Source organism: Corynebacterium sp. AOP40-9SA-29 (assembly GCF_052377405.1).
Taxonomy (GTDB): domain Bacteria; phylum Actinomycetota; class Actinomycetes; order Mycobacteriales; family Mycobacteriaceae; genus Corynebacterium.
Map to the genome: position 1 here is coordinate 352,770 of NZ_JBQSWR010000002.1, position 20,805 is coordinate 373,574.

The window sequence follows — 20,805 nt, forward strand, 5'->3', positions numbered from 1 at the left end:
CAGGATCATGGGCCTGGAGACGGAGTTCGGCATCACCAGTGTGCTGGACAGCCATCGCCGGCTCGGCCCGGACGAGGTCGCCCGGCACCTGTTCGCCCCGGTGGTTGAGCGCTACCGCAGCAGCAACGTGTACTGGCCCAACGCCTCGCGGGTCTACCTCGACGTCGGCGCTCACCCGGAGTTCGCCACCGCCGAGTGCGACTCCTTGCACCAGCTCGTCACCTACGACAGGGCCGGGGAGCTGATCTTCCACGACCTGGCGTCGCGCTGCGAGGCGTCCCTCAATGAGCGCGGCATCGGCGGCAAGGTGTACCTGCTGAAGAACAACACCGACTCGGTCGGCAACTCCTATGGCTGCCACGAGAACTACCTGGTGGGCCGCGGTATGTCGCTGAAGAGCCTATCGGCGCAGCTGCTGCCCTTCCTGGTGACCCGCCAGCTGATCTGCGGGGCAGGCAAGATCAGCGTGCCCACCGCAGGAGCCCCGAACGAGAACTTCGGGCCGGGTTACTGCCTGTCCCAGCGTGCCGACCACGTGTGGGAGGGGGTGTCCTCGGCGACGACGCGCTCGCGTCCGATCATCAACACCCGCGATGAGCCGCACGCGGACTCCTCCCGCTTCCGCCGCCTGCACATCATCGTCGGCGACTCGAATATGTCCGAGACCACCACCGCGCTGAAGGTCGGTTCCACGCTGCTGGTGCTGGAGATGATCGAAGCGGGGGTGGCCCTGCCGGACTGCGAGCTGTCCAACGAGATCCGCTCGATCCGGGAGATCGCCCGCGACTTCACCGGCACCACGCCCCTGGAGCTGCGCAATGGTGGCACGGCCACACCTCTCGGCATCCAGCGCGCCTTCCACGCCGCCGCAGTCGACTGGCTGGCAGATCGGCAGGAGGACGCCTCGGGGACCGGCACCCCGAACTCCCAGCTGGCCCCGGTCGTCGACCTGTGGGGTCGGGTGCTCGACTGCGCGGAGTCCGGCGACTTCTCCGGCGTGGACACCGAGATCGACTGGGTGATCAAGAAAAAGCTGCTCGACCGCGTCGCCGAGCGTGGCGGCCTCGACATCACCGACCCGCGTCTGGCGCAGGTCGACCTGACGTACCACGACATCGACCCGCAGCGCGGCCTGTTCCACATGCTCGCCCGCCGCGGGCAGGTCGCCACGCTCACCGACCCAGACGAGGTCGCCGCCGCCGCGCACATCGCTCCGCAGACCACCCGCGCGGCGGTCCGCGGTCGCTTCCTCGCCGCCGCTGAGACCAGTGCCCGGCAGACGACCGTGGACTGGACCCGGCTGAAGGTCAATGGCGACGGCGGTGCCGAGATCGTCCTGCCCGATCCCTTCGACCCCACTGCCGACGGGCTCGATGACCTGCTGGATATCCTGCACGCCGAACCGAGCACCGAACCACACGGGGACCGGCCGTGACCGCGCGCAACCGTCCGACGAAAGTGCACTGGGATCCCGCGTCCTCGCGCCTTCTCAATCTCATTTTCGCCTTGTCGGAGCGTCCCCGCTCCCTGGCGTGGCTGCACGGCCACGTCGACGGGTACACCGGCGAGATGGATGCGGTTCGCCGGCGCTTCGACCGGGACCGGGCACTCATTGATGAACTGGGCCTCAGCATGGTCGAGTCCACCGGCACCGACTCCGACGGCGCACCGGAGCTGCAGTATCACCTCGACACGGTCACGAGTTTCCTGCCGGACCTCGAACTTAGCGACGCTCACTGGCAGGCATTGCGTCCGGCGGCGCAGTGGGTGCCGAATGAGTCGCTGGCCGACCCGGTACGCCACGCACTGCAGAAGCTCTCCACCGTGGCCCCGTCGTCCGACGCCGAGGTCGGCCCGGGTTTCTCCGCCGCCGTGCCCGATGCGGTCGACATCACCGACGCCGACATCAGCGCGATCAACCTGGCCCTTGACCGCAATCTGAGCCTGCGGTTTCACTACTGGCCCGCGCTGACGAAGGACCCCCAGGTCCGTCACCTCGACCCGTGGGGCGTCGCCGCCGTCGACGGTCGGCTCTATCTCACCGGCCACGACACCGACCGCGGCGAACAGCGGACCTTCCGACTCTCACGCATCGCCGACCTCGAGGCGACCGCCACCCTGATCCGTCACCACGCGCCGAAGCGTCCGGTCGCCCACCTGGTGGGCGAGGGGCTGCGCGCCTCGTCGACGACGGTGACCGCACGCATGCGCTTCCTCACCGACGGCGCCCAGGAACTCCGCTCGCTCGCCACACCGGCCGGGCACGACGAGTACACCGTCGGCCCCGTCGACCGGCGGTGGCTGATCCGCACCGCAGCGTCCTATGCCACCGATGCTCTGGTGGTGGAGCCGCCGGACGTCGTCGCCGACATCATCACCCACCTGGAGGACGCGGTGCGGACCTTTGGCGGAGCAGAGGAGCAGGCATGACTGGAGCATCAGGAACACAGGTACCGCGCCGCCGCACCGTCGGCTACACCGTCTGGCAGGTACGCCGCGTGCTCGCCGTGACCGCGTGGATGCGCCAGCACCCGGACGGCTCGCTGATGGCCGCCGCCGCCCAGTTCGGGGTGGGTGTGCCGCAGCTGCGCTATGAGCTCAATCAGGCGTCGTCCTGCGGCCTTCCGCCGTACTTGCCGGGGTCGCTGCTGGAATTCCAGACCTCCGGAATGCACGCGCACGTGGTCAATTCCCTGGGGATGGACTATGCCCCGGCGTTGACGTCCGCCGAGTCCGGCGCACTGCTGCTGAGCCTGCAACGCCTGGCCAGCGTGGTCACCGGCCCCGGGCGCGAGGCGGTGGAGTCGGCCGCCGCGCTGGTGCGCGATCTGCAGCAGGACCTTCGCGACCGTCGTGACCGGTTCACCCCGGACGAGTTCACCACCCCGGCCCGCCCCGCGGCGGACCTCACCACGCAGGACGCCGGACGCGGCGACGGGGGAGAGGACGCCACGTCGGCCGCCCTGGCCCGCAACCTGCCGGCGTTGCGCGAGGCCGTGACCTCGCGACGGTGGGTCGAGCTGACCTACCGTTCGGCATCCTCGGACACGGTGCGCACCCGCACGCTCGTGCCGGACCAGCTGGAGTTCATCGACGGCCAGGCCTACTTCTGGGCACGCGAAGATGGCACCGACCAGCGGTGCTTCAACGTCTCCCGAATGTCGCAGGTCACGGTGACCGAACGCGAGGCACCAGCGGTGCTGGAGAGGGTGATCGACACGTCCGACCCCTTCGGTTTCGACCGCGACGGCCAACACTGGGCGGAGATCGAGTTAGAGGACGACGCGGCGTGGATGTTCGAGTACCTGCCGATCTGGCAGGTTGATGAACCAGGTCCGTTGCGCGCGGCGATTCCGGACACCGGCGACTGGCTCGAGCGCTTCCTGCTGGCATATGCGCCGACGATCCGCGGCGCCGTGCCCAAGGACGGTGAGCGTGATCTCGCACACCGTGTGGCCCGTCGGGCGAGTGCCGCGCTGGAGGCCTACCGCTCTCTGGCGTAGTGTTACCGGTGACTGATTCATGCGACGGAAAGGCCGGTACCCATGGGTACACAAGAAATCCTCATCATCCTGGTCGTTATCCTGCTTTTGTTCGGTGCCACGAAACTGCCTACCCTGGCACGTTCCGCGGGCCAGTCCTTGCGCATCTTCAAGTCGGAGATGAACGAGATGAAGAAGGACGGCACCCCGACCGCCGTTGAATCCACCACTGCCGAATCGACACCCGCCGATCCGACCGTCGTCGATGGCGAGGATCTCGGCAACAAAAACGGCAATAAAAACGAAGCCTGACCGGCCTAGGAGAAGACACACCTCATGCCCAGCCCCACACAGCTACTGATCGTCGTCCTCGTGCTCGTCCTACTGTTCGGTGCCTCGAAGCTGCCCAACATGGCCCGCTCCATGGGTCGTTCGATGCGCATCTTCAAGTCCGAGATGAACGAGATGAAGAAGGACGGCGAGACCGTCACCGAGACTCCCGCCGTCGAAAGCGCCGTGGAAAGCTCCGCTGTCGCGGATCCCGAGATCAAGCCGTCGCAGGTCCGGGCCACCGACAAGGACGGTCTGAAGGCCACCCCGACCACCAATGACTGACAGTTCTTCCGACACTCCTCGACGAGTCCGTGTGCCAGGCACACGTGGCTCGTCGAAACGACGTCGCCGCCCGACTGAGGCGGAGATGTCGCTCATCGAGCACCTCAAGGAGCTTCGTCGACGCATCCTCGTCGCGCTGGCGGCAATCGCCGTCGGCACGGTGCTGGGGTACATGTGGTACGGCAATGGCATCTTTGGCACCCCGAGTCTCGGCGACCTGCTCAAGGAGCCCTACTGCAACATTCCCCCGGAGATGCGGTTCGGTGGGGAACTCACCAATGAGTGCCGGCTGCTGGCCACGAGCCCGTTCGAGATGTTCGTTCTGCGACTGAAGATCGGCTTCCTCGCCGGGTTGGTGCTGTCCGCCCCGGTCTGGCTGATGCAGTTGTGGGGTTTCATCACCCCGGGGCTGAAGAAGAATGAGAAGAAGTGGACGCGGGCCTTCGTCACCGCCGCGACGACGCTGTTCGTCCTCGGTGCCGTCCTCGCCTACTTCGTGCTCTCCTTCGGCCTGGACTTCCTGCTCACCATCGGTGACGAGACCCAGATTGCGGCGCTTAACGGTACGTCGTACTTCAACTTCCTGCTGACCCTTCTCCTCGTCTTCGGCGTGAGCTTCGAGGTCCCGCTGATCACCGTGATGCTCAACTTCATGGGAATCCTCAGTTATGAGGCAATGAAGGACAAGCGGCGCTACATCATCCTGATCCTCTTCATCCTCGCCGCCTTCGCGACTCCCGGTGGCGACCCGATCTCCATGCTGGTGCTGGCGCTGTCGATGTGCCTGATGATGGAGATCGCGATTCAGATCGCCCGGATCAACGACAAGCGCCGTGCGAAGAAGGCCGGTGTGGACGGTCTTGGCGGCCTGTCTGAGGATCTCGACGATGAGTCCGCCTCCTCGATCGCACCCGCTGCTCCGCTGGCCGCACCCCGCGCCACCGCGGCGCCGACCCCGACGAACACCCCGACGAATACTTCGACAACCACCAGGATGGACCAGAACAATCTCGACGACCTCCTCTGACGCGACTAGCACCGACGGCCCCGACGGCCCCGAGCTGCCGGCAGCCGTCGCCGCCTTCGCCGCCGCGTACCCCTTCCCGCTGGACGAGTTCCAGCTCACCGCCGCCACGTCCGTCGCCGAGGGACGCGGCGTCCTGGTCTGTGCACCCACCGGTGCCGGTAAGACGGTGGTGGGGGAGTTTGCCGTGCACGAGGCGATCCGCCGCGAGGGCACGTGCTTCTACACCACCCCGATCAAGGCGCTGAGCAACCAGAAGTACCACGACCTCGTCGCCCGCTACGGCGAGGACCGGGTCGGACTGCTCACCGGCGACGTGAGCATCAACGGCAACGCACCGGTGGTCGTGATGACCACCGAGGTGCTGCGCAATATGATCTACGCCGACTCCGACCGGCTGGACTCGCTGACCCACGTGGTCATGGACGAGGTGCACTTCCTCGCCGACCCGTCGCGCGGGCCCGTGTGGGAGGAGACCATCCTCAACCTCGACCCGCGGGTGATCCTGGTCAGCCTGTCGGCGACGGTGAGCAACGCCGAGGAGTTCGGCGCCTGGCTCTCCACCGTCCGCGGACGCACGGACCTGGTGGTCACCACGCACCGTCCGGTGCCATTGCACCAGTCGATGATGGTGGGTTCGCAGATCCTGCCGCTCTACGGTGACGGCAAGAACAGCAGGGACGGCAGAGACGCCGACGTCAACCGCGCCGTCGTGGCCGCGTGCAGCCGCGCCGAGGAGTCGGGACGCCGCCAGGGCCCGAAGCGTGCGGACGTCGTCGCGCAGATGCGGGCGGCGTCGATGCTGCCGGCGATCTACTTCATCTTCTCCCGCGCGGGCTGCGACGGTGCGGTCCGTCAGCTGCTCGTCGACCGGGTGCGGCTGACCACCGACGCCGAGCGCGACGAGATCCTCGCCGCGGTGGACAAGGGTGTCGAGGGCATCGCCACCGAGGACCTCGGGGTGCTGGGCTTCCGCCAGTGGCGTCGGGCGTTGGGCAACGGTTTCGGCGCCCACCACGCCGGGATGCTGCCGGCGTTCCGGCACATCGTGGAGGACTTGTTCTCCCGCGGGTTGCTCAAGGTCTGCTTCGCCACCGAGACCCTGGCGTTGGGCATCAACATGCCGGCGCGCACGGTGGTGCTCGAGAAACTGATCAAGTTCAACGGTGAGGCCCACGTGGACCTCACCCCGGGGCAGTACACGCAGCTCACCGGGCGTGCCGGTCGCCGCGGCATCGACGTCGAGGGCAATGCCCTGGTGCTGTGGTCCAAGGGTATCGACCCGTACGCGGTGGCGAACCTGGCGCAGACGCGTACCTACCCGTTGGACTCCACCTTCCGCCCCGGCTACAACATGGCGGTGAACCTGATCTCCACGAAGGGCTACACCGACTCCCACCGGTTGCTGGACCGTTCGTTCGCCCAGTACCAGGCGGCGTCCACGGTGGTCGAGCAGGCGGAGCGTGCCAGCCGTCGCCGCCGCGACCTGTCCAGTCTCGAACGGGACCTGTCCAAGGCCCTGTCCTCCCTCAAGGGCACGCAGGTCGGCGTCGACGACGTCATCGAGTACGCCGGCCTGCGCCGGGACCTCACACTGGAGGAGCGTCGGGCGAAGAAGGACTCCGCCTCCGACCGCCAGGCAGAGACCGCACGTCTGCTGTCGAGCCTGTCGGTCGGCGACATCATCGCCCTGCCGACCGGACGCCACCCGCAGATCGCGGCGGTGGCACGCGGCGACTCCGACCACCATCGTCCCCGCCCGTGGATCATCACCGAGGACGGCTGGTGTGGGCCGGTCACCGCCGAGACCTTCGGCAACGTCCCGGTGCCGTTGGGGCACATGTCGCTGCACAAGGGCGTGCAGCGCAGTCCGAAGCGCAATGCGCGCGCCGTCGCGTCGAACCTGCGCAAGCAGAAGGTCGACCGTCCGCGCGTCCTCAAGCCGAAGGCGAAGGGCGGTTCGCGCAAGGCCGCCGAACTGCGCGACCAGGTGCACGTCCATCCCGTGCACCTGCTCAAGGAGCGCGAGGACCTGGTGCGACCGGCCGAGCGGGTCGTCGCCGCCCGGCGCACGCTGGAACGTGAACTGGAGGTCACCGCCCCGGAGACCGAGTCGCTGTCGCGGACCTTCGACCGCATCCTGGACCTGCTCGGGGAGCTGGACTTCATCGAGCAGGACGCCGCGGCACCGTCCTCCGACCGCACGAGCACGCGCATCACCGCCGAGGGGCGCCGCCTGGCGCAGGTGCACCACGAGTCCGACCTGCTGGTCGCCCAGTGCCTGCGCCGTGGGGTGTGGGACGACCTGGACCCGGCGGAACTCGCCGCGGTGGTGTCGACCTGCGTCTTCGAGAACCGACGGGAGAGCGAGGGACGCCACGAGGACGGTGTGCCCACCGAGGCGCTGGCCGACGCGGTCAGCGCGGTATTCCGCATCCACGGCGAGCTCGTCTCCGACGAGGCCCGCCACCGGTTGCCGTTGACCCGCGACCCGGACCTCGGTTTCGCCACGGCGGTGCACCAGTGGGCCGCCGGTGCCCCGCTGGACTACTGTCTGCGCGCCGCGGAGGCCTCCGGGGCGACGTTGAGCGCCGGCGACTTCGTGCGCTGGTGCAACCGGGTGGTCGACCTGCTGGAGCAGATCCGTCACACCGGTTATTCCGACTCGGTGAAGGCGTCCGCCCGCAAGGCGGTGCCGGCGATCCGGCGCGGCGTGGTGGAACTCGGCGCCTGACACGTCCAGCGCCTGACACGTCCAGCGCAACCACAGCGGACCCCAACCCGCTGCGGCGTTTCGCCCACTACGCTCGACACCCATGTCACGTTCTCAGCCCGTCGTCATCCGTAGCCGGGGTATCGGCGAACCGGTGCCCGGCCCCACACTCTGCGCGGTCACCGACCGGCTCCCGGACTCCTGGACGTGCCTGGAGAACCCGTGGTTGGCGCAGTACGGGCCCGCCGGGGAACGCCTGGAAGGCACCGTGCCGTTCCTCGATGCCGTGGAACGCGGGGCCGACGACCTCGTCGCACTCGTACGCGCCACCACCGATCCGGGCCCTCCCGTCGTCCTGCTGGGCTACTCCGGTGGGGCGGTCGTGGTGCACCGCGCCTTGGAGCGCCTCGACGCCGCGGACCGTGACCGGGTGATGGCCGTCGGCTTCGTCTCCGACCCGGAACAGCCTCGCGGGACCACCGGGGACCCGACGCGCTACGGCATCCGTGGCGAGTCCCCGGTGCCGGACGTGCCGGCACGGTGGGCGGCCGCCCCGGACGACGGCATCTGCCTGTGCCCGGACCCCAGCCCACTGCGTCTGCTCGCGCAGTGGACGCCGGACCTCGGAGGAGACTCGCCGTTGACCTGGCGCGACCGCGCGTTGCGTGCCCTACGGTTGCGTCGTGGGGCCGCCTACCACGTCGACGTCCGTGACCTGACCGGGGAGCGCGCCCGCTTCGCCGAGGCCCGCCGCCTGCTCACCGGTTACCTCGGCGAGGAGCACACCAGCTACGCCACGCGCCGCGAACCGGGCACCGACGCCACCTTCGTCGACAACATGGCCGACTGGTTGCGGGAGATCCACGGCCGCCGGACGCTCGCCACGTCCGTCCGGCCCCGTACAGTGTGATCCATGAGCTTTCCCGTCTCCACCTACACGGCCCGTCTCGATGCCGTCGCCCGCCTGCTCGCCGAGCAGGACCTCACAGCCGCCGTCCTGACACCGGGCCCTGACCTGCGTTTCCTGCTCGACAGCGACCTCGAGACCCATGAGCGTTTCGCCGCACTCGTCGTCACGCCCACGGCACGGCGCATCGTGGTGCCCGGTGTCGACGCCGCCGACCTGCGCGACGGGGTGGCCGGGGAGGCCGGTGTCGAGGTCGTGGCCTGGAACGACGGCGAGGATCCGCTGTCCCTGCTCGGCATCCCCACCGACGCACCCACCGACATCACAGTCGCTGTCTCCGCGACGATGACCGCCGACCATCTGCTGAACCTGCAGGCCAGGGGAGTGTCAACGGTGAACGCCACCGCCGTGCTGCGCGAGGTGTTCATGATCAAGGACCCGGCCGAGACCGCCGAGCTCGCCCGCGCGGGTGCGGCAATCGACGCCGTTCACCGCCAGGTCCCGTCCCTGCTGCGCGCGGGCCGCACCGAGAGCGAGGTGGCCGAGTATCTCACCACCCTGATCCTGGAGGAGCACGTCTCCGTGGACTTCGTCATCGTCGGCTCGGGCCCGCACGGTGCCGACCCGCACCACAGTTTCTCCGAGCGCGTCCTCACCGACGGCGACGTGGTCGTCATCGACATCGGCGGCACACTCGACTCCGGCTACCACTCCGACTGCACCCGCACCTACGTCCTGGGTGAGGCGTCCGAGGCGCAGCAGGACGCCTACCGCGTCCTGCGTACCGCGCAGGAGGCCGGCCTCGCCGCCGCGCGTCCCGGGGTCACCGCCGCCGGGCTGGACGCCGTGGTGCGCGACGTCATCGACGCCGCCGGCTACGGGGAGTTCTTCACCCACCGCACCGGCCACGGCATCGGCGTCTCCGGTCACGAGGAGCCCTTCATCATCGCCGGCAACGACACGGTGCTGACCGAGGGCATGGCCTTCTCCATCGAGCCGGGCATCTACGTGCCCGGGCAGTGGGGTGCCCGGATCGAGGACATCGTGGTGCTCACCGCCGATGGCTGCGAGCCACTCAACACCACCACCCACGACCTCGTCGCCGTGGAGGTGCCGGCATGAGTACAGCGCACGCACCGAAACGCATAGCCCTGTTCGGCGCCACCAGCGAGATCGGTGCCGAGATTATCCTGCGCCTCGCCGCGGGCAACCACGTGGTGCTCGCCGCCCGACGTCCCGAGGCCCTCGGCGAGCTCGCCGCGGCGTGCCGGGACGCCGGCGCCCTCGGCGTCGACACCGTCTTCTTCGACGCCACCGACTGTGCGGCACAGGCGTCGGTCATCGACGACGTCGAGGCGTCCGGCGCCATCGACACCGCCGTCGCCGCCTTCGGCGTCCTCGGTGACCAGGACCTCGCCGAGTCTGACGGTGCGGAGGTCGAGCGTGTGCTGCACACCGACTTCACCGCCCAGGCGGTGCTGCTCACCGAACTCTCCGCCCGCATGCGCCGACGCGGTCACGGCGACCTGGTCGCCTTCTCGTCCATCGCCGGCGCCCGCGTCCGACGCCCCAACTACGTCTACGGGTCGGCCAAGGCCGGGCTCGACGGTTTCTGCCAGGGCATGCAGGACGCCCTGCGCGGCAGCGGCGTGCGGCTGACCGTGGTGCGTCCCGGTTTCGTCATCGGACGCATGACCGAGGGCATGGATCCTGCGCCCATGTCGACCACACCCGACGTCGTCGCCGAGGCGACGGTGGACGCCCTGGCGTCCCACCGCACCGACGTATGGGTGCCGCGCCGGCTCGCCGTACTCGCGCGGATCATGCCGTTGGTGCCGCGCGCCGTGTGGCGTCGGGCCCCACGGTAGGGTGGGGGTATGCCACGACTGCTTCCGCTGCTCTACATCGTCGTCGAGATCCTCGTATTCTTCCTGATAGGGACCTGGATCGGTTTCGGGTGGACGATTCTGCTCGTGCTCGCGACGTTCATCGGCGGCATGCTGCTCGCCGGATGGCAGTTCCGTGAACTCGTCCGCCGCTCGATGACGGACGCCAGCCACCCCGGACGCCTCACCGCCGACGCCGCGCTCAGCGCCGTCGGTGCCGTGCTCGTCGCCCTGCCCGGCCTGGTCACCGCCGTGTTCGGCATCGTCCTGCTGCTGCCGCCGACGCGCTCACTGGTGCGCCGCGGCCTCGGCGGGGCGCTGCGACGCAAGATCACCGAGTTCGGCGGTGCGTCGTTCACCACCGTCTCCGGGGTCAGCATGCCGCAGACCCGCGACGTCGACGGGTGGGGCGAGGTCATCGACCACCGCGCCGACGAGTTCGACGGTGATGACAAGCGTGACGGCAATCGTGACGGGGACGACCGGGCGTGATCCGGTTCCTCCTGCTGACGGCCGCCGCTGCGGCCGCCGGGGTGGCGCAGTTCGCCTCCTACCAGCCCACCGGACTGTGGTGGGCCGCCCCGCTGGGCTTCGCCCTCTTCTTTTACGCCGTGCACCGTGCGGTCGAGTCCGCCGCCGATGCCCGTCACATTCGCCGCTGGGCGATGTGGCTCGGCTGGGTCCAGGGCCTGGTCTGCTACCTCTTCCTGCTGCCGTGGGTGGGGGAGTACGTCGGGGCGATCGCCTGGATCGGCCTGGCTGTGCTGGAGTCGCTGTACAGTCTGCTATTCGGCCTCGGACTGGGGCTCATCTGCGCGGCTGTGCGGGGACGGAAACACTCCCTGCTGGTACTGCTCGGCGTGCCCGCCTGGTTCGTGGCCACCGAATGGCTGCGCTCCACCTGGCCCTTCGGCGGGTTCGGCTGGGGACGGGTCGCCTGGGGCCAGATCACCGGCCCGCTGGCGCAGTGGGTGTCCGTCGCCGGACCTGCACTGGTGACCTACGCGGTGGTCATCTCCGGACTGGCGCTGGCGATGCTGCTGCAGCGCCGGTACGTCACCGTCGCCTCGACGCTGGCGGTCACCCTCGGCGGCGGGCTCGTGCTCTCGCTCGTCCCGACGTCCTGGGGTGGAACCGTCGGCGGGGACGATGAGACGTTGAACGTCGTCGCCGTCCAGGGCAACGTCCCGCGTCTCGGCCTGGACTTCAACTCGCAGCGCAGCGCCGTGCTGAACAACCACCTCACCCAGACCCACCGGCTCGCCGAGGAGATCGATGCTGGCGAGCGCCCGCAGCCCGACCTGGTGATCTGGCCGGAGAACGCCTCGGACATTAACCCGTTCACCGACCCGAGCGTCGCCGACGAGATCACCGCCGCCGCCGAGGCCGTCGGCGCACCGCTGCTGGTAGGTACCATCACCCGCGACGAGGAGGGCGCCCGCAACACCGCGGTGGTCTGGGACCCGGAGACCGGCGCGGGCGACCAACACGTCAAGAAGTTCCTGCAGCCCTTCGGCGAATACATGCCCTACCGTGACCTGTTGCGTCACGTGAGCCCGTATGTGGACATGGCCGGCGACTTCAAGGCCGGTGACGGCGACGGCGTGGTGGAGATGGACGACATTCCTGTCGGCGTGGCCACCTGCTACGAGGCGAGTTTCGACGGTGCGTACCGCGACGCCGTGCGCGCCGGGGCCACATTGTTCGCCAGCCCCACCAACAACGCCACCTTCGGGTTCACCGACATGACCTTCCAGCAGTTGGCCATCAACCGGATGCGCGCGATCGAGTACGACCGCTCGGTCATCGTGGCGGCGACCTCGGGTGTGTCCGCAATCGTGGACCCGGACGGTTCTGTGACGGACCGGACGGAGATCTTCCGGGCGGGGCTTTTGCAGGAGGACGTACCCGTGCGGGATACTGAGACGTTGTCGGCACGGATCGGCCCGTTCGGGGAGTGGCTCATCGCCCTCGCCGGCGCGGGCGTCGTGCTTTACGCGGGATTCCGCCAGAAGAACAAGACGCAGAAGTACCACAAGACCCAGAAGACCCAGAAGAACCAGAAGAAGAGGTAGGCACAGGTTTGGCTACGGGACATTCGACGCACCCCAGTGACCGCACCCTGGTCATCATTCCGACCTACGAGGAGCTGGAGAACCTCCCGCTGATCGTGGGACGGCTCCGTGCGGCCGAGCCTGACCGCGTCGACGTGCTCATCGTCGACGACAACAGCCCGGACGGCACCGGTGAGCTCGCCGACGAGCTCGCCGCGTCCGACGCGCACGTCAACGTCCTGCACCGGGAGGGCAAGGGCGGGCTGTGCGGCGCCTACGTGGCAGGTTTCCGGTGGGGCCTGGAGCGTGACTACCGGGTGCTGTGCGAGATGGACGCCGACGGTTCCCACGCCCCCGAGCAGCTCGACCGTCTGCTGACGCAGGTCGACAAGGGCTCGGACCTCGTGATCGGGTCGCGGTACGTGCCGGGCGGCAAGGTGGTGAACTGGCCGTGGAATCGGTGGTTCCTGTCGAAGGCCGGCAATATCTACATTTCCGTCGCGCTGGGCTGCGGGCTCTCCGACATGACCGCCGGCTACCGTGCGTACCGGCGCGCGCTGGTGGAGTCGCTGGACCTCGACGAGTTGTCGAACGCGGGCTACATCTTCCAGGTGGACCTCGCTTTCCGTGCGGTCGAGGGCGGTTTCGCCGTCGACGAGGTGCCGATCACCTTCACCGAGAGGGAGATCGGGGAGTCGAAGTTGGCCGGCAGTTTCGTCAAGGACAGTCTGCTGGCGGTGACGATGTGGGGGCTGCGCCACCGTGCATCCCAGGCCGCGAAGTTGGGTTCCGCCTTCCTGCGGTTGGGCCGGGAGTCGGTGTCCCAGAAACTGGGGCGCTGACCGGCTAGAACGGCACCTCCTCGGTCGCTTCGGCCCGAGCCGCTTCGAGGGTGGCTTTGACCTCGGCGAGTTCGGCGATGCGGCGTTCATTGTGTTCCCGCACGGTGGTGAACCTGCGGGAGGCACGTTCGGCGAAGGACGTCCGGGCGAACGCCGCCAGCGGGCCGGACGGTTCGACGACGTGGACGTGCCCGTCATCCACGCTGGACCACAGCAGTGCGCCGTCGCGTCCCTTGGTGACGTCCACCCAGCCCATGGTCTTGAGCAGGTGGTGCGTCCGGCACAGGGGGTGGAGGTTACGGGTGTCGGTGGGGCCGGTCTGTTCGGCGCTATCAGCGCTGTCGGCACTGTCGTGGTCGAAGCGGTGCACGTGGTCGATGTCGCAGCGGTCAGCGGGCACCTCGCAGCCCGGATAGGTGCAGCAGGAGTGCACCCCGGTGACGAAGTCGACCATTCGACGTGTGGGGACGTAGGACTCCGTGGCCTCGTGGCCGGGAATCCTGAGGTGGGTGACTCGGTCCATGAACTTCGCGGTGGCCATTGCGTCGAGCCAGTGCCCGCCGGCAGTGGCGGCGATGGGGCTGCTGATCTCGCGGAATACGTTGAGCGTGACCGTGACGTCCGCGGTGCCGCGGGCGAGGTGCATGAGCCCGGCGGCCCGGGAGCAGTCCATCTTGCGGCATACGGCGTCCAGGACCACCATGAACTCCTCAGCCTCCTCAGGAGGCAAGGTGGCGGTGATGACCGTGGCGCAGGGGTCGTAGGTGTCGACGCTGACCCTGCGGGTCGCCGTCCCACAGTCCCTGGCGTCCACCCCGGCCGGCGCATCAACGGCGGGCTGGTTCAACGCCTGATCGATCATGCCCATACTCCCTTGTTTGGGCTCCTCGGGGTCAGTGGGGTCGATCGGACGGGCGAGCGCGTCGACTTGGTGGAGCGCCTTGAGGATCTTCTTCACCATCGCACGGGGACCGGGGACGAGCTGGCCCTGGCGACGAGGAGAGAAGACCTCGATCAGTGCGTCCTGCGCGGCGGCGGTGTCTTCGTGGCGGATACCGTCGGCGCTGCGGGCGAGGAGCCTGAGGTGATCGAAGCTCAGGAAGCCTCGTTCGAGAACCTCCCGCAACTGCGGCATGCGCTGGCACAGCAGGCCGATGTCGGTATAGGTTTCCGCTCGCGTACGCGTCACCGCGAGACGTGCCTGCACCCGAGAATGGTGTGCTGTGACGTCCGAGCCGGGCAGGGGAGTGCACAGGACCGCGAGCTCGATCATCCCCCGGTTGATGGCGCGCACCGCCACGCTCGCCGGATCGTCGTCGGTTTCGATGGCCCACAGTTTGCTGCGGAAGCCGCGAGTGGGGAAGTCCTTGACATTCAGGACGACCCGACGGATCGGGGCGTAGTCCACAGTTTCAGGGAGGCGGCCGGGTGGTGGAGGGCCTAGGTACGGTGATGTCGGTGGTGGTGGAGCCGTGGTGTCAGCCATGTCGAACACGGTATCAAGTGGCACGGACATGAAACTGTGCACCGAAGATTCTATCGAACACACGTTCTAAATGCGGACTAAACTTCCAGACATAAAAAACCGCCCACCGGCACTAGGCACCGGTGGGCGGTCAGCGACCTCAGGAGTTCGCGGCCTGCTCCTTCATCAGCTTCATCGCCGTACGGCGACGCTTACGCAGCAGCTCGATACGCTCGTCGAGCAGGACGTCCAACTCCTCCAGGGAGCGACGCTCGCGCAGCATGTCCCAGTGGGTACGCGCCGGCTTCTGCGGCTTGGCATCCTGGCCAATACCCTCGATGAGCTGGCCGAGCTGGCCGTTCTTGCACATCCACTCGCTGGGGATCTCCGCGTCGTTAGCGAAGGCGACCTCGAAGATCTCACCGGAGTCGGTCTGGTACTTGGTCATCTGGCGCGGAGCCAGGTCGTGGTCCCGGTCGGTCTCGTAGGACACCGCTCCCATACGACTGCCGCGCAGTACACGATCTGCCATCGGTACATCACCCTTCTCATCATGCGGACGTGGTGGATTATTCCTCCCGTATAACGGACGAGGCTCCGGAATAATTCCCCGGCGACACCACAAAGCTCAACCACACAACCCTACCCCAGAAGTGCAATGATGGACGACATGACCGACGACCAGACCATCCAGCACCGGTCCGCACCGCACCGGTGCGAGTGGTGCAGCCGAGAGATCGCCCAGGAGGGCCCCGGCCGACGCCGGCGTTACTGCAGCCAGTCATGCCGGCAGCGAGCCTATGAACAGCGCCAATCGCTCAAGGACACGGCAATCCCGGACGACTCCGTCATCCTTCCGCGCGCCGCCGCCGACGAACTCACCGACCGCCTTTTCGAGGTCCGGTGCGCCGCCGAGGACATCCGCGAGGCGGTCACCGACGGGGAGCCGTCCGACAGTATCGCCGCACTGTGCGGGGAACTCGTCGAGTTGGCCCGCGCCGCCGAGGGAGTGCGGGGGAGAAGCGAATAGGGGTTCACCGTGGGTGACGACTAGCATGGTCAATCATGCGGAAAGGTATCGTCACGCTGGTCGTCGTCGCAGTCGTCGCCCTCGCCATCGCCATCGTCGGCCCCCCTGTCTACAAGCTCCTCACCAGCACGGGGCTGCAGACGGCGTCGATCGCCGAAGGAAGCGGCGAACCTCCCACCGTGGGCATCGACGGCCACTGGGATGTCGTACCTGGAGCCGGAGCGAACTCCTCGGAGGCGGGATACACCTTCGACGAGGTTCTTCCTGGTCAAGAGAAGTCAACCTCCGGGCGGACGTCCTCGGTGGACGGCTCCCTCGTCGTCGACGACGGCGTCCTGCAGGAGGGACGGATCACCGTCGACGTCGCCAGCATCGCGTCCGACATTGAGAAGCGCGACATCCACGTCCGCGACAACATCCTGCACACCGACGACTACCCTGAGGCGACCTTCAGCATCACCAGCCCCGTCGACCTGTCCTCGCTGCCGGAGGACGGTAGTGTCGACACGGTGACCGTCCGCGGCGACCTGACCATGCACGGCAAGACGAACGAGGTCTCCGCCGATCTGAAGGTGCTGCGCTCCGGCGAGAACGTCATCGTGGATGGCCAGGTTCCGGTGAACCGCGAGGACTTCGACATCGTCTCCCCGGAGTTCGTCGCCTCGCAGATCGCCGAAGAGGGGACCGTGGACCTCCTCCTGGTCTTCGGACTGAAGAACTAACAGACAGAACTGACGGACGGAGAGGACGGCACCATGGACAGAGACGTCATGGTCTTCACCCGGTGGATCCGGCTCGTGGCCCTGGTCGCGGCAGCCGCTTTCATGCTCTACACCGGCGGCACGGTGGCGTATATCTTCGCCGTGGTGTGCGTACTTTTCCTCGCCATGACCATATGGCAGTTACTGAAGCTCTACCGAGACGAGCGATACCGCAGCTAGCTACACGACACTTCAGGAGGCCCCATGGGACAAGAGATCACCGACCTTCTGGAGCGGCAGGACGTCGCCGCCCTGCAGGCACGGCTCAAGGATATGACGACCGTCGCCGTCGCTGACGAAATGTCGCGGCGCGACACCGAAGAACAGGCGTTCATTTTCCGCCTACTGGACAAGGACCGCGCGATCCAGGTCTTCGAGTACCTGGACGTCGTCCACCAGGCTGATCTGCTGTCCGGCCTGCGCGAGGCGCGGTTCGCTGACCTGCTGCTCAGCCTGCCGGACGACGACCGTGCGCAGCTGTTCGGGGAGATGCCAGCGGCCGTCGCAGCACGGATGATGGCCGACCTGCCCGCCGACCGGCGCAAAGTCACCGCGCAGTTGCTCGGCTACCCGGATGAGTCCGCCGGACGTGTGATGACCCCAGTTCCCACCGTCATCAGCGTGGATAACACCAGAGAGCAGGCACTCAAGAAGCTCCGTGGACGCCAACTGCGTAACCGGGACATCGCCGTACTGGCCGTCACCGACGCGACGCGGCACCTGGTGGGTGTGGTCAACCTCGCGGCATTGGTGTCCGCGGCGGACGGGACGCCGGTCTCCGAACTCATGAATGTGGAGACCCACGCCGTCAACGCAACGGAGGACCAGGAGGTCGCCGCCCGACTCGTGCAGGAGGCCGACCTGCTGGCCCTGCCTGTCGTGGACGGTGAAGGACGTTTCCTCGGCGTGATCACGGTGGACGACGCCATGGAGATCCTCGAGCAGGAGGTCACGGAGGACGTTTACCGTGCCGGCGGTTCCGAGCCCCTCAAGCAGCCGTACCTCTCGGCGACGGTCTTCGATCTGGCGCGCAAGCGTGGAGTCTGGCTGCTGGTGCTGATCCTCACGGCCGTGCTGACGGTTAACGTGATGTCCCATTTCGAGGACACGCTGGCCAAGGTCGTTGTCCTGGCAACGTTCGTGCCGATGGTCACCGGTACCGGCGGTAACGCCGGTTCGCAGGCGGCGTCCTCGGTGGTCCGCGCCCTGGCGGTCGATGAGGTGCGACCAAGGGACATCTGGAAGGTCATCTGGCGTGAGACACGCGTGGGCTTCATGTTGGGCGTATTCCTCGGCGCGTTGATTTTCCCGTTCATCACGTTGTTCTACGACTGGCGTATCGGCGCGGTGATGGGTCTGACGATCGTGGCGATCTGTACGTGGGCGTGCATCGTCGGCGGTATTCTGCCGTTGATCGCCCGCAAGATCGGCGTGGACCCGGCGGTGTTCTCCACACCGGTGGTCTCGACGCTGGTGGACGCCACCGGTCTGGTGATCTACTTCAGCATCGCCCAGGTGATCTTGTCGAGCATGTTGTGACCCTGGGTCACTCCAGGGACGAGTGCCCCGTAATTACGTCACCGTGACGTAATTACGGGGCATTCCCGGCTAGGGGAACCGAGGGGCACATTGCCGGATTTCACCACACGGGAGGACGTTGCGGCGACGTCGCCGCGTCGGCGCCTGCATCCGTGTCGGTGTCGCGTAGGACGCCGCGGGCGCGCTGGACGCTGCGGCGTCGCACAGAGCGCCGACGTTGGAACGTCGCGCAGGGTGCCCGGGCGCAGCGACGAGCCGACGAGCCACACGGAGGTAGAACGCGCAGAAGCAGAACGAACATGGCGCGGGCAGTGAGACGTAGCCAGCACGGCGACGCCTCAGCCCCCTCTGGGCACCTTACCCTCAATCGCCGATAATATACATTATGACACTTCGGCGGATCGGAGCTCTCCCTTCGACCGCTGGACGTGAACTTTCTCGGTCATTCTGGCGGTTTTCGCAATTGATCTGTCGTATTACGGAATAGTCCCGAAGTGCGTCCCCGGCGCAAAATTTCCAGCTCATTGCCTTCCTAGAATCATCAAACACACTGGTTGCGCAGCGATCTGTGGGCGCCCCGTCCTTCCCACAACACTCGCCACGGCTGCCGTCCACGACAACATCCGCCACCGTCCTCCAAGCCCACCTCAACTAGCTTGACCAGCTTGAGCCGTACGGTTACAGTTGTGACAGATGATCAGCGAAGGATTCTCCCATGACTAAAGAAACCATCACTTCAATTCCAACTTCCACGATCAGCGCTGATGAACTGAAGCGCATCAAATCATTTATCGCGCAGGATGAAGGTTCAGCATCTGCAGCGGTACTCCGTCAAACGCTTGTCGCTCTAGCCCGCCACACCTCAGTTGATATTCTACTCAATGATGAAGTTATATCGCCAAACAGCGCAGCAGAGATCTTGAAAATGAGTCGTCCGCACCTTCTGAAATTCATGGACAATGGACACCTTCCATTCCACCGTGTTGGCACGCATCGACGTATTAAGGTTTCCGACCTTCGTAAGTTCATGGCCGCACGTGCAGCCGGCGCCGAGGTCCTCGCTAACGCTTTGCAAGGCCCCGCCACCCCCCTGACACAGTCTGCGGGCCTTTCCGAATCAGAATTGGCTGAACTCCGGGAAAACTAGACAATCACTTACGAACGCTCCAGCAAGCCACGGAAAGCCTGAGCGAACGGCTCCTCCTTCTCACAGTCTGGGCAAATTGGAAGGTGACCGTGCGATACATCGTCCCCGATCGGCACCCACCACTTGCCGCAGACGGCTTCTACGGCCGTGCCTTCCACATATGCAGAGGTGAGCGATGTTTTCTCTGTATAGTGCAGGACATTCGGAGCGGAAGGTTGAGCGACAGATGACAGCCCAAGCTCCCGCTCGGACAGTGCCAAGAGATGCATAAGTCGTGCCCTAGTCATTAGGATTTGAACTTTAAGTTCATCCTCGTATATCTGTTCGACCATGTCGCTGTCAGGCTGAATAAATGGAACTAGAATCCTCAACAGCCAATGGAACCCGTTTTCTGAGAAGTTTGGCAAATCTAGCGAAACCATCACCGATTCGGGCTCCTCACTAGCAGTCCCTGGGTCCCATTCTTCCGGTTCAACATTACCTACGCTGACCTTAACTGCCGCGCTTTCCAAGAGCACACTAGGAACCGAAACTTCCTGACCTGATCCCGACTCAACTGCCTGCTGCAGTCCCTCAACAAGCCTGATTAAAACCTCTTGTCGAATGCGCCGCTCCTGAGAGTCGTACTCCCGTCGCTGTTGAATTTTCAAGTCTAATCCACTGGGACCGCATTTTTTCGCCTTACGCATTTCTTCAATGGCTTTCGGTCCCGCCTGATGAAACAAGTCGTGACGATTAACGTAAATCATCCACGCACAATCACCGCTCCCCCAAATAATAAGAGCACCCCTCCATGCGGGACTCTCCCTGTCCCTGACCTCGTAGACTACACTCTTCGCAGCTGCACTCATTTTACGATGACGGGAAGGTGAACTTCCGCTCGAGAACCCCGCCACCGCGTCCTGAAGAAGGGGCGTATCCTCAAGAGCTTTGTCTATAGCAAGAGCCCACCGCTGCAGCGCCGGTGTTGGGTCGTCGCCTGATGAAAGCCCATCCGAACCTGAGACGGCGGCCGAATATGCAACACGTGACGCGGGCCCTAACCTGTCCCCCTTGTCTAGGCTCTTGAGTACTTGCTTCGTAGGTCTAACACTGGTCATTCACCGTAGTCTACAGGGTGCCTTACCTCGACGACAGGCCATCGGCATCGACGGGAGCTCACAGCACGTGAATTACTACCTCGATGCCACTGTGTCCCAGCCCGGATATTTCATTGGGTGGTGATTCCGCCCGTTCGGCGGGCCCCGCACCGCTGACACGGTTCTGATTCTACCCCAGGCATGCCTGCTCGCCGGCCTGATCATCCAGGGCCGGGTGGCTGGGGTCCACGGGGTTTTCAT

Annotated in this window: 20 protein-coding genes and 1 pseudogene; 18 read left to right on the plus strand and 3 right to left on the minus strand. The window is 66.3% G+C overall.

Annotated elements, in window-relative coordinates; translation table 11 throughout:
• Positions 1 to 7 precede the first annotated feature (7 nt).
• From pafA to ACT3SZ_RS06205, 13 genes and pseudogenes are all read left to right on the plus strand, one after another.
• Positions 8 to 1,435 carry a Pup--protein ligase gene (gene pafA, locus ACT3SZ_RS06145; RefSeq protein WP_444617670.1) on the plus strand — a complete coding sequence of 476 codons (1,428 nt, stop codon included), beginning with the start codon at positions 8 to 10 and terminating at the stop codon, positions 1,433 to 1,435.
• On the plus strand, positions 1,432 to 2,430 hold the full coding sequence (locus ACT3SZ_RS06150) for a helix-turn-helix transcriptional regulator (RefSeq protein ID WP_444617489.1): 999 nt from the start codon (positions 1,432 to 1,434) through the stop codon (positions 2,428 to 2,430). Before pafA ends, ACT3SZ_RS06150 begins: the two co-directional genes overlap by 4 nt.
• Positions 2,427 to 3,503 (plus strand): WYL domain-containing protein, encoded by a 1,077-nt coding sequence (locus ACT3SZ_RS06155; protein ID WP_444617491.1) that lies wholly within the window; start codon positions 2,427 to 2,429, stop codon positions 3,501 to 3,503. Before ACT3SZ_RS06150 ends, ACT3SZ_RS06155 begins: the two co-directional genes overlap by 4 nt.
• A gap of 42 nt (positions 3,504 to 3,545) precedes the next feature.
• Positions 3,546 to 3,794: a Sec-independent protein translocase subunit TatA gene (tatA, locus tag ACT3SZ_RS06160; RefSeq protein WP_444617493.1), complete on the plus strand. Its 249-nt coding sequence runs from the start codon at positions 3,546 to 3,548 to the stop codon at positions 3,792 to 3,794.
• Positions 3,795 to 3,818: 24 nt separating this feature from the next.
• On the plus strand, positions 3,819 to 4,097 hold the full coding sequence (tatA, locus tag ACT3SZ_RS06165) for a Sec-independent protein translocase subunit TatA (RefSeq protein ID WP_444617495.1): 279 nt from the start codon (positions 3,819 to 3,821) through the stop codon (positions 4,095 to 4,097).
• A gap of 85 nt (positions 4,098 to 4,182) precedes the next feature.
• Positions 4,183 to 4,875, plus strand: a pseudogene (tatC, locus tag ACT3SZ_RS06170) (twin-arginine translocase subunit TatC); the annotation flags it as partial.
• A gap of 109 nt (positions 4,876 to 4,984) precedes the next feature.
• The gene (locus ACT3SZ_RS06175; RefSeq protein ID WP_444617497.1) at positions 4,985 to 7,855 is read left to right on the plus strand and encodes a DEAD/DEAH box helicase; all 2,871 of its coding nucleotides are present in this window, start codon (positions 4,985 to 4,987) and stop codon (positions 7,853 to 7,855) included.
• An 82-nt stretch (positions 7,856 to 7,937) separates the two neighbouring features.
• The gene (locus tag ACT3SZ_RS06180; protein ID WP_444617499.1) at positions 7,938 to 8,744 is read left to right on the plus strand and encodes a cutinase family protein; all 807 of its coding nucleotides are present in this window, start codon (positions 7,938 to 7,940) and stop codon (positions 8,742 to 8,744) included.
• Positions 8,745 to 8,747: 3 nt separating this feature from the next.
• On the plus strand, positions 8,748 to 9,863 hold the full coding sequence (locus ACT3SZ_RS06185) for a M24 family metallopeptidase (protein WP_444617501.1): 1,116 nt from the start codon (positions 8,748 to 8,750) through the stop codon (positions 9,861 to 9,863).
• Positions 9,860 to 10,609 (plus strand): SDR family NAD(P)-dependent oxidoreductase, encoded by a 750-nt coding sequence (locus tag ACT3SZ_RS06190; protein WP_444617503.1) that lies wholly within the window; start codon positions 9,860 to 9,862, stop codon positions 10,607 to 10,609. Before ACT3SZ_RS06185 ends, ACT3SZ_RS06190 begins: the two co-directional genes overlap by 4 nt.
• Before the next feature lie 9 nt (positions 10,610 to 10,618).
• Complete coding sequence (locus ACT3SZ_RS06195) at positions 10,619 to 11,119, plus strand: FxsA family protein (RefSeq protein WP_444617505.1); 501 nt, start codon at positions 10,619 to 10,621, stop codon at positions 11,117 to 11,119.
• The gene (gene lnt / locus ACT3SZ_RS06200; protein ID WP_444617507.1) at positions 11,116 to 12,702 is read left to right on the plus strand and encodes an apolipoprotein N-acyltransferase; all 1,587 of its coding nucleotides are present in this window, start codon (positions 11,116 to 11,118) and stop codon (positions 12,700 to 12,702) included. The genes ACT3SZ_RS06195 and lnt overlap by 4 nt, the downstream gene beginning before the upstream one ends.
• 8 nt (positions 12,703 to 12,710) lie before the next feature.
• Positions 12,711 to 13,523, plus strand: coding sequence for a polyprenol monophosphomannose synthase (locus tag ACT3SZ_RS06205; RefSeq protein WP_444617509.1), 813 nt, complete (start codon positions 12,711 to 12,713; stop codon positions 13,521 to 13,523).
• A 4-nt stretch (positions 13,524 to 13,527) separates the two neighbouring features.
• Here the strand turns inward: ACT3SZ_RS06205 and ACT3SZ_RS06210 are convergent, their stop codons facing one another.
• Together ACT3SZ_RS06210 and ACT3SZ_RS06215 are read right to left on the minus strand one after the other, a co-directional pair.
• Complete coding sequence (locus ACT3SZ_RS06210) at positions 13,528 to 15,009, minus strand: HNH endonuclease signature motif containing protein (protein ID WP_444617511.1); 1,482 nt, start codon at positions 15,007 to 15,009, stop codon at positions 13,528 to 13,530.
• 139 nt (positions 15,010 to 15,148) lie between these two features.
• Positions 15,149 to 15,520 (minus strand): RNA polymerase-binding protein RbpA, encoded by a 372-nt coding sequence (locus tag ACT3SZ_RS06215; RefSeq protein ID WP_301444015.1) that lies wholly within the window; start codon positions 15,518 to 15,520, stop codon positions 15,149 to 15,151.
• A gap of 138 nt (positions 15,521 to 15,658) precedes the next feature.
• Between ACT3SZ_RS06215 and ACT3SZ_RS06220 the strand changes: the two genes are divergently transcribed.
• From ACT3SZ_RS06220 to ACT3SZ_RS06240, 5 genes are all read left to right on the plus strand, one after another.
• The gene (locus tag ACT3SZ_RS06220) at positions 15,659 to 16,018 is read left to right on the plus strand and encodes a hypothetical protein (protein ID WP_444617512.1); all 360 of its coding nucleotides are present in this window, start codon (positions 15,659 to 15,661) and stop codon (positions 16,016 to 16,018) included.
• 35 nt (positions 16,019 to 16,053) lie between these two features.
• Complete coding sequence (locus ACT3SZ_RS06225) at positions 16,054 to 16,740, plus strand: YceI family protein (RefSeq protein WP_444617513.1); 687 nt, start codon at positions 16,054 to 16,056, stop codon at positions 16,738 to 16,740.
• Positions 16,741 to 16,773: 33 nt separating this feature from the next.
• On the plus strand, positions 16,774 to 16,959 hold the full coding sequence (locus ACT3SZ_RS06230) for a hypothetical protein (RefSeq protein WP_444617515.1): 186 nt from the start codon (positions 16,774 to 16,776) through the stop codon (positions 16,957 to 16,959).
• 24 nt (positions 16,960 to 16,983) lie between these two features.
• The gene (gene mgtE, locus ACT3SZ_RS06235) at positions 16,984 to 18,318 is read left to right on the plus strand and encodes a magnesium transporter (RefSeq protein WP_444617516.1); all 1,335 of its coding nucleotides are present in this window, start codon (positions 16,984 to 16,986) and stop codon (positions 18,316 to 18,318) included.
• Between the two features lie 715 nt (positions 18,319 to 19,033).
• Positions 19,034 to 19,465: an excisionase family DNA-binding protein gene (locus ACT3SZ_RS06240; protein WP_444617518.1), complete on the plus strand. Its 432-nt coding sequence runs from the start codon at positions 19,034 to 19,036 to the stop codon at positions 19,463 to 19,465.
• Between the two features lie 8 nt (positions 19,466 to 19,473).
• Here ACT3SZ_RS06240 and ACT3SZ_RS06245 read toward each other — a convergent pair whose 3' ends face one another.
• Positions 19,474 to 20,565 carry a DUF3039 domain-containing protein gene (locus ACT3SZ_RS06245; RefSeq protein WP_444617519.1) on the minus strand — a complete coding sequence of 364 codons (1,092 nt, stop codon included), beginning with the start codon at positions 20,563 to 20,565 and terminating at the stop codon, positions 19,474 to 19,476.
• Positions 20,566 to 20,805 lie beyond the last annotated feature (240 nt).